The 11,766-nt window shown below is 37.1% G+C and carries 9 protein-coding genes; 7 read left to right on the top strand and 2 right to left on the bottom strand.

Annotation, left to right across the window (positions count from 1 at the left end; translation table 11 throughout):
• The first annotated feature begins 36 nt into the window (after positions 1-36).
• Both H5203_RS14515 and H5203_RS14510 read left to right on the top strand, forming a co-directional pair.
• Positions 37-582, top strand: coding sequence for a heme NO-binding domain-containing protein (locus H5203_RS14515; protein ID WP_145239835.1), 546 nt, complete (start codon positions 37-39; stop codon positions 580-582).
• Positions 575-1,480 carry a sensor histidine kinase gene (locus tag H5203_RS14510; RefSeq protein WP_182732127.1) on the top strand — a complete coding sequence of 302 codons (906 nt, stop codon included), beginning with the start codon at positions 575-577 and terminating at the stop codon, positions 1,478-1,480. Before H5203_RS14515 ends, H5203_RS14510 begins: the two co-directional genes overlap by 8 nt.
• Before the next feature lie 79 nt (positions 1,481-1,559).
• Here H5203_RS14510 and H5203_RS14505 read toward each other — a convergent pair whose 3' ends face one another.
• On the bottom strand, positions 1,560-2,951 hold the full coding sequence (locus H5203_RS14505) for an ATP-binding protein (protein ID WP_182819900.1): 1,392 nt from the start codon (positions 2,949-2,951) through the stop codon (positions 1,560-1,562).
• A gap of 23 nt (positions 2,952-2,974) precedes the next feature.
• Entirely contained in the window at positions 2,975-3,238 is a 264-nt protein-coding gene (locus H5203_RS14500; protein ID WP_182819899.1) for a hypothetical protein, read from the bottom strand.
• Positions 3,239-3,531: 293 nt separating this feature from the next.
• On the opposite strand from H5203_RS14500, the gene H5203_RS14495 reads away from it, so the two are divergent.
• The 5 genes from H5203_RS14495 (at position 3,532) to H5203_RS14475 (ending at position 11,675) form a co-directional block, all read left to right on the top strand.
• Positions 3,532-4,089 carry a response regulator gene (locus tag H5203_RS14495; protein ID WP_182758594.1) on the top strand — a complete coding sequence of 186 codons (558 nt, stop codon included), beginning with the start codon at positions 3,532-3,534 and terminating at the stop codon, positions 4,087-4,089.
• A gap of 24 nt (positions 4,090-4,113) precedes the next feature.
• Positions 4,114-6,117, top strand: a complete 2,004-nt coding sequence (locus H5203_RS14490; protein ID WP_182732538.1) for an EAL domain-containing protein — start codon at positions 4,114-4,116, stop codon at positions 6,115-6,117.
• Positions 6,114-7,277, top strand: coding sequence for an HDOD domain-containing protein (locus H5203_RS14485; RefSeq protein ID WP_182758595.1), 1,164 nt, complete (start codon positions 6,114-6,116; stop codon positions 7,275-7,277). The genes H5203_RS14490 and H5203_RS14485 overlap by 4 nt, the downstream gene beginning before the upstream one ends.
• 923 nt (positions 7,278-8,200) lie before the next feature.
• The gene (locus H5203_RS14480; RefSeq protein WP_182732540.1) at positions 8,201-8,851 is read left to right on the top strand and encodes a UPF0149 family protein; all 651 of its coding nucleotides are present in this window, start codon (positions 8,201-8,203) and stop codon (positions 8,849-8,851) included.
• 286 nt (positions 8,852-9,137) lie between these two features.
• Positions 9,138-11,675 carry a TonB-dependent siderophore receptor gene (locus tag H5203_RS14475; protein WP_182735306.1) on the top strand — a complete coding sequence of 846 codons (2,538 nt, stop codon included), beginning with the start codon at positions 9,138-9,140 and terminating at the stop codon, positions 11,673-11,675.
• Positions 11,676-11,766 lie beyond the last annotated feature (91 nt).

Raw genomic sequence — 11,766 nt, 5'->3', positions numbered from 1 at the left:
GCTAAAGCTAATGTTTTTAAATGATGGAGGCGGGTAATGAAAGGCATAATTTTTAATGTGTTAGAAGACATGGTTGTAGAGCAACTAGGTATGGAGGTATGGAATGAGCTATTACAATCACATACACCTGAGGGGCGCGTTTACGTGTCGGCAAAAAATTATGACGCTGGTGAGTTATTTGCAATGGCTAATGGTGTTGCGCTGAGACTCAATATGCCATTGCAAGATGTAGTGAAGGCATTTGGTCAATTTTTATTTAAAGGACTCGCTGATAGACACCTTGATGTAGTCGAGCGCTTTACTGATTTTACGTCATTGGTTATGGGGATCCATGATGTTATTCATCTTGAAGTAAATAAGTTATATCAAGACCCATCACTGCCGACTATATCATGTCGTATTAGCCGCCCTGGTCACATCGAAATGAATTACAATTCGCCGCGTAAACTTTGCTTATGTGCAGAAGGTTTATTATTCGGTGCTGCTGAATACTTCGATCAAGCTATTAATATTACGCACGCTGTGTGTATGCACAAAGGCGCCCAGCAGTGTATTTTGCATATTGAGGTTGCTGATGAGTGAATCTAGCGATGCTTATTATGTTGCTTATCTACGCGAAAAAAAAGCAAGAAGGGAGGTCGAGCAGTTGCTTGAAGATAGCTCGCGGCAGCTATACGAAAAGAATAAGTTACTTGAGCAGCAAATAACGCAAATAAAATCACAACAGCAGTCAATGTTACAACAAGAAAAGTTGGCCACATTAGGATCGTTAGCGGCAGGCGTCGCTCATGAAGTTAATAATCCACTGGCATTTGTAATGAGTAATGTTGATACACTTTATTTGTATAGTAGAAATATGATTGATGCATTAAATCGCTCCAGTATTTCGTTATCCGAAGATAAGGAGCAACTACTTGTCATTCAAGATGATTTACCTGAATTAGTTTCAGATATTAATGAGGGGTTAATTAGAATTAGAGACATAACAAAAAACCTGTTATTTTTTGCCCGTAATGATAGCCAGCATCAGGTTGAGGTTAAATTGCAAGATGCTATAGAATTAAACTTAAAATTGCTAAAGCCATTACTTAAAGATATTAATGTAGAACTTGATTTTACGTATAACTCGTCCGTTTTATTTACACCGAACGAATTAAATCAGTTATTAGTCAATATTCTTCTTAATGCTATTCAATCGTTTATTCCCGATAGTGAACGAACAGCTCAGATCAATGTGTCAGTGAGTGAGTTAAACAATAAGACTGTTTTAAAAGTAACTGATACTGGCTGCGGAATGAGTGATGATATAAAAAACAAAGTTTATGACCCATTTTATACAACTAAGCCTGTCGGTACTGGAACCGGAATGGGTATGTCAATGGTTTTACAAGTTGTACAAAAGCATAATTGTAAAATATATATTGAGTCAGCTATTGATGTGGGGTCTACTATATTAATTGAATTTCCACCATTAGATTAACTATCTATTATCTGGCAAAGGTTGAGTCATTATTTATGTCGATTATTATACAGTTGAAAAATCCGCTAAAGAATAAAGTTTAGTCATCATTTTTTTCCTTTAATGCTATTATGGTTAATTCTTCATCATTTAAATCTGAGTTTTTAGGAAGTGTAATACTAAAAACAGTGCCTTCTCCTGGTTTGCTTTGTACCGAAATTTTTCCATTATGCTGTTCTATAATAGCTCTTGAAATAGCCAGACCTAATCCAGTCCCTTTACCTATTGGTTTAGTTGTGAAAAAAGGATCAAAAATACTACTTAGCTTATCAGCTGGGATCCCACAACCATTATCACTAATTGTTATATAAGCATTGTAAGAGTCTTGTGTTGTGGTTACAGCTATCATTCCTACAGAATTACTTAGCGACTGCGCAGCATTGATAAAAATATTTAGAAATACTTGGTAAAGCTGGGTTGTACGACCTATGAGCTTTATTTCATCTGCGCAATAGTATCTTTCAATTGTTGCATTGTATTTTATTTGATTCCAAGCAACTCGTAGAGTGTTTTCTAACAAACTAGTGAGGTTGATATCATCTATTTTTGTTTGATTTGGATGAGCAAACAGTTTTAGGCTCTGAACTATTTCTTTGACTCTATTCGCACCTTCTTTCATTTCACTTAAAATATCACTGGTATCTTGTGTTAATTCATCAAATTGATAGTGTTCTAGCCGTTCGTTGATAGCGCGTGTACTTTGAAATTGCGGTTTTACTAAATCTTTAATCAAATTAGTGTGCTGCTGTATATTATGGGCTAAGTTCTGAATGTTACTGATAACGTAGCTTAATGGGTTGTTTATTTCATGAGCAACGCCTGCGGCCATTTGTCCTAATGAAGCCATTTTTTCTGAGTTGATTAACGTTTGCTCTATGTTTTGCTGCCTTTGCTGTAGACTTTTTTGTTCAAATTGTGAAATTGTATTACCAGTGAAGCTAATAAATTGCTGAAGTAAACTCACGTCTTTTTGATTAAAAGCACCTTGTTTCTCAGAAAAAACAAATAATTGATATTGTTTTTTATTTGTTGTTACTGGCGCAGTTAATAGTGAGTGTTGTTGTTGCCAAAAAAGGTCATCTATTTGCCACTTAGTGAGTTTACGTAACTCAAATATATTTTTTATGTTGGGCTGTATCGACAAAATAGCGATTAATTCAGGTAATACTTTCTCTGCATTTTCCTTTGATGCTTTTAGCATAGAGTAGGATTCAGTATTAGGATTATATTTTACTAATACTGCTGCTGAAAAAGATATTGTTCGTTGTAATATAGAGAAAAAATCTTTAAATAACTCATCAGTATTTGAGCTTGCTAATATTGCTTCTAGGCCATTTAATATTAGCGTATTAAAAGCCCCTGCTTGCTCTAGAGCTTTATTTTTCATTTCCAGTTGATGAATCCTTTCTAATAGCTGTTCATTATTTTTCATAGTATTTACCAAATATAATTAAGTTACTTTCTATTTTTATAAATATCGAAGTAGCTTACGTCGCGAAAATGAAATTCTGTTGTTAAAGGAATGTGTGCAAGTTGTAATTCTTGCATTATGTACTTATTTAATCGTCTATAAGCACCAAAAAAAATAAGAACAGCTCCTATTATTATGTCAGCGCTAGATACCACTAAACGAATAATCGCAGATACTTTTTGTGTTAATTGATGTTCGCACTCTTTATTTTTTTTATTCTGGATGCACTTAGTTTCAATCGAAAACATTTTCAACCTTTTTTAATATTCATAAATACTGTTGGTGTCCTTGTTGAGCTTAATATCTCGTCATGTTTCTGTCCAATACGTTGCCGATGAAATATTCAGCCAGCGGCATTTAGTTAGATGTTTAAGTTACCTTAATATTCAAGTTGCAAAGTGCGCCTGTTGTTGTCTTTGGGTGTACCAATTTTAATGTCAGGCTCTACTTGTATAGCATTAATAGCCCTTCTGTCTCATTTGTCGCAATAGTAATAAAGCTGTGCTACGATTTAAATAGATTGATACTAAGTTGTTGTGTGATGTTAAAAACGTTAAAGCCAAGTGAGATAGCCCGCTACTGCGATGTACACCAAAGAACCGTTAGTCGCTGGATTGCATCCGGTGAATTAGTTGGTCATAAATTACCTGGACGGGGCAATTATCGTGTTCAAGTTTCTGATTTTATAAACTTCCTTAAGAAGCAGAACATGCCAATATCGGATAGCTTATCTTTGCAGAAACAAGTACTAATTATTGATGACGAGGTCAATGTTCGTTCAAGTATCAAGCGAACCTTAAAAAAACAAAATTTTAGTACTATTGAAGCTGCCAGTGGCTTTGAAGCAGGGCTTTTATTGCAACAAAAGAACCCTGATCTGATAACGGTTGATTTACGTATGCCTGGTATAAGTGGGTTAGAAGTTATTCGTATGATTCGTGCGCAGGAAAGATTTTCAGATGTTAAAATTCTTGTTATATCAGGGGTACACGAAGAAGAGTTAAAGAATACGATTGTAGTTGGTGCGCATGGTTATCTTTGCAAGCCGTTTACTAGCGATGAATTAATAAATATTGTTAATAAATTAGTTAATAAGTAGCCGTTGATGCAGAGGTAGCAAATAATGATAAACACTATTCTTCTGGTTGATGATGAATTGAATGTTTTACGATCGCTTAAGCGACTGTTTGTTCGATCGGGTTTTGATGTTGCAACAGCATCAAGTGCAGCAGATGCTCTTGAATATTTGAGTACTAATCGTGTAGCAGTCATAGTTACCGACTTCAGAATGCCGGTTATGGATGGCGCTGAGTTTTTACTTGAAGTGAAACAAAAATGGCCTACTACCGTTAACTTGGTACTTAGTGGCTATGCAGACTTTAAATCAGTCGTTGAATTACTCAATCAAGGTGTAGCCTTCCGTTTTTTGGAAAAGCCGTGGAGTGATGATGATTTATTAACAAATATTCATCAAGCACTGGTTGAATTTTCAAAATATCATTTTCAAAAAACACGAGACCAGATACTTTTGGGTAGTGTTTCTCCCTTGATTGAAGTTACTGATAAAGGAGTAATCGGTCGCTATAATGGTTATGCAAAAAAAGTTATCCATAACATCGAACAACTTCAAGGCAGAAATGTCTCTGAGTTATCTGCGACGTTAAAAACAGATGTTATCGATGCTTTTTTTGCAGAGGAAAGTCCAACACTGTTTCTTAATTATTTCGATGTGTCTGCAACGGGTGAAGAAAAGGAAATAATAATAGAGCGATACCTATCGGATCAATTTGCTCATCTTCTCAAGCTTTCTTTTGGGGGAGCTTGTCCGAAAAATGAACTCAGGTTTAAAAAGTCAAGCCTGATGGCTGAACATGAATTTTGTGAGTTAGTCACTTCTTTTGAGCTAAATTCTCGACCTTGTACTGTCGTTTATTTAGGGGTCTTACAATTCTCATTATTGAATAATTTACTTAATCACCATGAAATTTACAGTCTGATACACGATATAGTTAATGCGATCGAAGGTGCGCTCACTGATGAAATAAAACTATGCCACTTTAATATGGACAGGTTTGTTTTATTGATCCCAAGAATTATGAATGACACGCAGCTATTAATCTATATGGAAAAAATAATAAAAAAATTCAATGAGTTACTTTGTTTAACTCGTGCTACAACAGATTTGAATTTATACGGTGTTTATGGTTTTGTGCCAGAAGATGGTATTTCCGGGAAAGAACTTATCAATCAAATGCGTCTCAATATGGGGCATCAGATAGTTAAACAACACCGCACTATAACTAGGTTTGACCCAGATTTAGTAGCTGATTATAAAAAAGAGTTTGAGCTGAGCAGAATGCTGCTTACTGCTATTTCTGAAGAACAATTAACACTACGTTTTCAGCCTAAAATTGATTTATCGTCTCAAAAAGTTGCCGGTGCTGAGGTCTTAGTCCGATGGTATGAGCCAAAAAAATATGGCTGGGTGTCACCTGCTCAGTTTATTCCAATAGCAGAATGTGATGGCCAGATCATTGAATTGGGGCGATGGGTGATTGAAAAAAGTTGCGAAGCACTTAGCCGTTGGATGAAAGAGGGGATTGAGTCTTGCCCTCTGGCAATTAATGTATCTGGTAGGCAGCTAAAAGAAGACAAAGGTTTTGTTGATTTTGTTCTTGAATGTGTAAAAAAACATCACTTACTCTCATCACAACTTCATTTTGAATTGACTGAAACATACCTAGTTGAGGATATTGCTGGATGTCAACAGCAACTCTCAGAATTAAGATCTCATGGTTTTGAGATTTTAATTGATGATTTTGGTGTTGGCTATTCGTCACTTGCTTACTTATCTAAACTGGCGGTTGATGCACTTAAGTTAGACAAAGTACTAATTACAGATCTCGATTCATCAATTGGTATGCAGAGCCTAGTGCGTAATATTATTCGTATGGCCCATGAGCTAAAACTTAAAGTGATCGCTGAAGGTGTAGAAACGCCCTTTCAGTGTTCTAAATTAAAGACATTAGGTTGTGATTATGTGCAAGGTTTCTACTTTTCAGTACCACTTGAAGAAGATGATTTCTGCGCATTTATACAATCAACTAACAAGATAATTACTATATGACATCAGTGACCGTGGTATTGTTAGATGATGATGCGCTGTTACTGAAAGCTTTACAGCGGACAATTATTCGCACATTTCCTAACACAATAGTACTTGTTGCCAATGAATTAGATGAGTTTTGGCAATTATTACAAGACAACCCCGATGTGGATTTAGTAATTAGTGATTACTTGATGCCTCATATGAATGGTTTGGATGTGCTTGAATTATGTGTTGCTAGGTATCCGTATCCGGTAAGAGCATTACTAACTGGGGATATGACAAACACAACAATAATGCGTCAACCTAATTTAGTGCATGCGTATTTAAGTAAGCCTTTTAGCGGTGCAGACATTAGTAATTTATTAAATAATGTTGCCGAGCTAAAGAGTTTACCATTTGAAAAACATGTTCGTCGTCAGTTAGGGGCGATGATGAGTTTTCCTGTTTGTCCTATATTTCTCCAAAAGTTACAAATAGTATTGAGTAGCGATGATTATAACTTACATCAAATAACCACCATAGTCTCTCAAGAGCCTGTTATTACAGCTAAATTACTTCAAATTGCTAATTCAGCTTATCTTGGTTTTCAGCGACAAACATCTTCTATAGATGAAGCCGTATCTAGGATTGGCTCCACTATGTTATTAGCGATTGTTACTTCTTTAGCAATGTCGCAAGCAGTAGGTAATGTATTACCTACTCGTGTGCACGAAAGACAGCTTGAAATAGCGTCTAATTACGCAGGCTGTGTAAAAACATTTGCTGAGCATGCTGGGTTTAATCGAAAAAACCAAGAATTACTTTTTTCTGTCGCAATACTTAGCTTTGTCGGTAAGGTTATTTTGCTTTGCGGGGATCAAAGTCTAGCGCAAAGCTATGATGAAGGTATCAACACGGATGATTTAGCTCATTATCAAAGTGTCTCTGCTTATGTAATGAAATTGTGGGGTTATGATAGTCGAATATGTACTTTATTGATGAGCTGTAATGACTTAAATGGCATAAAAGAAGCCAAGCTTAACGAAATAAATCAGCTACTTTACATAGTCAGGAAAATTTTATTTAGTGCATGCTCAGTAGATAATTTACAAGTTTTATTAACTGATAAAAATGTTGATATTAATTTGACGCAAGCATTAGCTAGTTTTGATTGGAAAACATACCTGATTTCTTACTAGGGAGTGTTGATCTTTCATGATTCAAATTAGCTCTATCTAGGGGCGCTTCAATCGCGGCATTAGCATGATAACTTAGTAGACTAAATAAAAACTAAGTAAAGCTAGCGCATTCTGTTATCGGCTTTTCTCTAAATCCATGTAAGTAATGAAAAACCAATTTGTTCTAGGCAGAAATTTTGAGCTGCGCGTTTTTTAATTTTTTATCAATTATTTAGTGATACAACCACATTGCACAGGCACTGTATCAGCAAAAAATATACTGCTGTAAACTTAACCTCGAAAGATTTATACCAATAGTGTTAAGTTACTGACCATTTAGCTCGCTAGAATGGTTAAATATTTAAGTCGATTGGTATTACACGCTACAGATATTTTAACCTTTCGATTTTATTACTTAGCATCATTTATTGTGGTTATTAATAAGGCTTAATAAGTGATGGGATTTTTATAGTGATCTCAGGTTATTTGAAAAGGAAGTGCTCGATAATTTTTTGTAAAAAGCCAGTTAATAATTTAGCTGTGGGGTATAAGGTAAATAAAATGCTTGTATTTTGCTGCAACTCGACGCTTGTTGTGTTTGAAATTGTTTCGCCATAATTTATGTTAAGAAAAGGGTTGCTATGATCGCGACGAACTATGACTAGATTACATCTCTCCTATATTAGCAAACCAGTCTGCAATTAACAGCTACGGGCATACTATTAGTCTACACTATGGTTAATGATTATCAGGGGAAAATTGAAATTGAGACTATCGTAAGTTTAGGTACATGTGTGCGATGTATTTTTCCAGTGTTGAGTGAGCGACCTTAACTCAGGGCAAAAACCATTTAACCAGAGTTAGGTTAAGTAATAATTTGCTTTTAAATTAGCCAATTGTTGGTTAGTGTAGGTATGAATTTTATAATAACTTGAGGGTGAATAATGCTTAATGAAAAAAGTGAATTGGTTCTTAGGGATTATCTAAGTCAGCACCCTGAACTAAAAGTGGTGAGTACTGACAGCGTGATTGGTTTTATCAGTGGGTTATTGGCGTGCTCGGAATTTTATGGCGAGTCAGAAATTGCCAATTATATTGCTGATAAAAATGACCCTATTTATACCCGATTAATGACAAGCTCAGCGGAGCATGACGCAATGATCACGCTGCTGGATAATGTGACCGAGGCTCAGGTCGCGCAGCAGCATATACTGGCAAGTATTTACCCTCATGGTAAAGATGCTAAAGAGCCGAGTGAGCAACTACAACAATGGTGTGTCGGCTATTTAGCTGCTTATATGGTGAATCAAGAAGTATGGCAGCATGACTTTAACTTTTTACTCAGTGCCGATAAACAGGTCGTTGAGAATCAGGCAGATGGACAGTTATTTATTGATAACTTTGAAGCGACGCTTAATTTACTAGCCACTTTTGCGATGTGGCCAGATTCGCTCAAAGAGCATCCAGAACCAGCGGTACTTAGTGAAGGCTTTGCACTACTGTATACTGGATTAGATGAAAGTCTTACTGGCATTGCATCCATGGCATTGATGCTAGAAGATGAAAAACTGGCTTTGTGGGAAGAAGAAGGCTAGAAAACATAGTTTTAACAACCAGCATGATTTGAATAATCATGCTTTTTTTTGTTTAAAATTCAATCAAAAACATGAAAAAGAAGAAAATTTAGCTAATTTTTGCATATATCGACCATTGTCGCAGTTAAATATGTTTCTTTTTATATGTGTATGTTGCTAGGATGTTCGTCAAGGCGTCATTATGTAAATGACGCTGCATTACACTAATTATAACTTTTATGAATTTACTTGTTTATTACTGCAATCGAGTAAACAGGTGAAGAGTCAACAGGGTCGAACAACACACATGACAATACTTCGTTTAAATACATTGGCTATCGCCGTAGGACTTGCATTTACCAGCTCAGCTGTCATGGCTGAAGACGCACAAGTTCAAGCAGAAAAAAACATAGAACAAATTTCCGTTTTAGGTTCACGGGTATCTAACCGCACAGCAACTGAATCTTCGTCACCCATTGATTTAATTGACGCTGATGATTTAAACAAAGGTGGCTTTACCGAGCTTGGTCAAAGCTTACAAGCTACAGCGCCATCGTTTAATTTTTCGCGTACACAAGTTTCTGACGGTTCCGATTTATTTCGCCCAGCAACATTACGCGGCTTACAGCCAGACCAAACCCTGGTTTTAGTAAATGGTAAGCGCCGTCATAATCAATCTATTTTTGGCCTTAATGGTACAGTTGGTGCAGGTGCTGCGGGTACCGATATGAATGCTATTCCACTTACGGCACTTAAAGGCGTTGAAGTATTACGCGATGGTGCTGCAGCGCAGTATGGCTCTGATGCTATTGCTGGGGTCATTAACTTATCACTGAATGATTCAACTGGTATAACAACTGGTTATGTACAATATAGTGAAACAGCTGAAGGTGATGGCGATACCATTTCAGCGGGTTTAAATCGCGGTTTTGATTTGGGCACAGAAGGCGGTTTTATTAATTTATCTCTTGAGTATCGTGATGCCGATGGTACTAACCGCGCAGAGCGCGATACAGGTGGATCGCTTGATGTAGAGCCAGGTACATTATCTGACAACGTTCGTTGGGGCCAAGGTAATTCGGAAAGTGAATTTACCTCGTTATTTTATAATATGGCATTGCCAATGGGCGACGGTGAGCTTTACTCGTTTGGTGGTTACTCTGAGCGCACTGCACTGGGTAACGGTTTTTACCGTAACTTTAACGAAGCATCTAAAAATGTTACTCAAGTATACAGTGATGGTTTTTTACCGCGCATTTATAACGAAGCACAGGATATTTCTATTGCGCTAGGTTTTAAAGGTGATATTAATCCAGATTGGAATTACGATGTATCGGCAGTTTATGGTGAAAACCAATATGACTTTACATCACGCAATACATTAAACGCTTCTTACGCGGCGGAGTATTTATTTAATAACCCAACGGCAAGTGATGCTGATATAGCAGCAAATGCAGGCCCAAGTGGTGGTTACTCAGGTGGTTTTAGGTTCGATCAAACAACAATTAACCTTGACGTAAATGGTATTGTGGACATTGGTCGCGGCGAACCACTCTATGTAACAATTGGTGCAGAGTATCGTAAAGAAAATTACCAGATAGTACCTGGTGATGAAGCATCGTACGCATGTGGTTTAGCAAACATGGATACATCGTATCCATCAGTGAACGACCCTGAGCAATTTGCACAATGTGGCTTTCAAGCTTATAACGGTTTGCGTCCAGAAGCTGCAAATCAGAGCGACCGTAACAGCTACGCATTTTACGTAGATGTTGAAACTATGCTTACTGATGCATGGAACGTCAGTGGTGCACTTCGCTATGAAGATTTCTCTGATGCTGGAGATGACTTAATTGGTAAGTTAGCAACGCGTTATGAATTTAACGATGACTTTGCAGTACGTGGTGCGGTATCTACTGGCTTTAGGGCCCCTTCGCTGCAGCAAAGTGGCTATACAGCATTTACTACTAACTTAGGATCCGACGGCACGTTAACGCAATCATTTACTGCAAATACGGGCACTGCTTTCCCAAGTGCACTAGGTGTAGATAGCTTAAAGCTTGAGACATCGACAAACTACAGTGCTGGTTTTGTTTACGATGTCACAAGCGAACTTTCGTTAACGGTTGATTTTTACCGCGTAGAAATTGAAGACCGTATTACACTTGGCAGTTTATTAACGGCTGACGATGTATCGTTTAGCTCTGAGGCTGTTGCTGCTTTACAAGCAACCGGCGCTGTACAAGCTAACTACTTCTCGAACTCAGTTGATTCAACCACTCAAGGCGTTGATATAATTGCATCATATCGTACCGATGTAGAAGGCGGTAACTTTGGTGTTACTTTTGCGGGTAACTTAAACGATACTAAAATTGATGGTGTAAACGCAGCGGACGGCATTCCAGAATCGGTTGCATTTGATGATTTACAACGCAGCTTTTTTACCGACGGACAGCCTAGTGAACGAGCAACACTTACCTTTGACTACGAACGTGATGCATACACTTCAACAATTCGTTTTAATTACTTTGGCGAAACTGATGTAAAATATTTTGGTAACGACCATATATCATTACCGGGTGAGCTTTCGCCAACAGGTTCATTCAAACCAACTAGTACGGTTGAATCAGCAGTGTTAGTTGATTTAAATGTTAGCTACCAAATTAATGATATGTTTGTGCTTTCGGTTGGTGCCGATAACGTATTTGACGAAACGCCAGATGAACTAGGTGATGACGAAGTACTAAACTTTATCACCAATGGCGCATTTAAATACCCTGTACGTGCATTGCCTTATGGCTTTGATGGCAGAAGTTATTACGCAAAAGTAAGTTTTAGTTTCTAAATTTATAGTTGTTATTAAGCCCGCAAATAAGCGGGCTTTTTGATTTAAAATGCTTGTGTTTTTTTATATCAAGCATACAATCGCAAAACTT

The sequence above is a fragment of the Pseudoalteromonas sp. SG41-1 genome, from assembly GCF_014164575.1.
Classification (GTDB): Bacteria; Pseudomonadota; Gammaproteobacteria; order Enterobacterales; family Alteromonadaceae; genus Pseudoalteromonas; species Pseudoalteromonas rhizosphaerae.
This window is presented reverse-complemented; position numbering and strand designations above follow the sequence as displayed.